The following is a 749-nucleotide window of genomic DNA, read 5'->3' as shown; positions in this document are numbered from 1 at the left end:
GGGCGGTAGCGCCCGCAGCAGCCCGACACCGCGCCACATCAGCTCCCAGGTGGGCGCGAGCTGGTCGCGCAGCAACCCGGCCAGCTCGTCGTACGCGGCCGTGCGGGCGGTCGGGTCGTCCGCGGACCGCGCGTACGCCTCGATCGCCGGGGCGAGCCGGTGGTTGTCGAAGTCCGGGTCGGTGGCCGGCCCGGCCGGCGGACAGCGTGCCGGGTCCTCGGCCGCCACCGCCGCCTCGGCACCTGTCAGTCCGGCCGGCGGGTCGAGCCAGCCGAGCACCGCCGGCAGGTGCAGGTCCTCCACCACGCTCTGGCCGGTCGCCCAGTGCAGCGTCAACGCGTCGGTCAACGCCAGCAGCGCGGCCGATCCGGGCTGCTCGGCACGCTCGGCGAAGAACGTCGCCCAGCGGCCGAGCAGCGGCACCGACGGGTGCACCGGGTGATCGCCGTCGACCCGGCGGAACCGGGTGGAGCGACCGAACAGGCGCAGGAACGTGATCCCGGCCGGGTTCGGCACCAGCAGTTGCGGCGCGTCGACGTAGCGGTGCCGGACGTCCCGACCCCGGTCCACCGCCACCGCCTCGGTCACCGTGCGGAACGAGTCCAGGTAGGGCAGGACGACGCCGGCCAGCTCGGCGGCGAAGGCGAAGCGCTGGTCGCGGTTGCGCGGCTGCGGCACCACCAGCAGCCGGGCCTCGTCCGGCGCGGCGCCGACGAGCGCGGCCAGCGGGGCGTTCGCCTCACCGGCCA

Annotated in this window: 1 pseudogene; it reads right to left on the bottom strand. The window is 76.4% G+C overall.

The features are described 5' to 3' along the window. Nucleotides 1–749: pseudogene (locus tag HUW36_RS33785) on the bottom strand (hypothetical protein); the annotation flags it as partial.

Origin of the sequence: Micromonospora maritima (assembly GCF_902825405.1) — a bacterium.
Taxonomy (GTDB): domain Bacteria; phylum Actinomycetota; class Actinomycetes; order Mycobacteriales; family Micromonosporaceae; genus Micromonospora; species Micromonospora maritima.
Note: the sequence above shows the minus strand (reverse complement) of the source record. Positions and strands in the feature narration are given on the sequence as shown.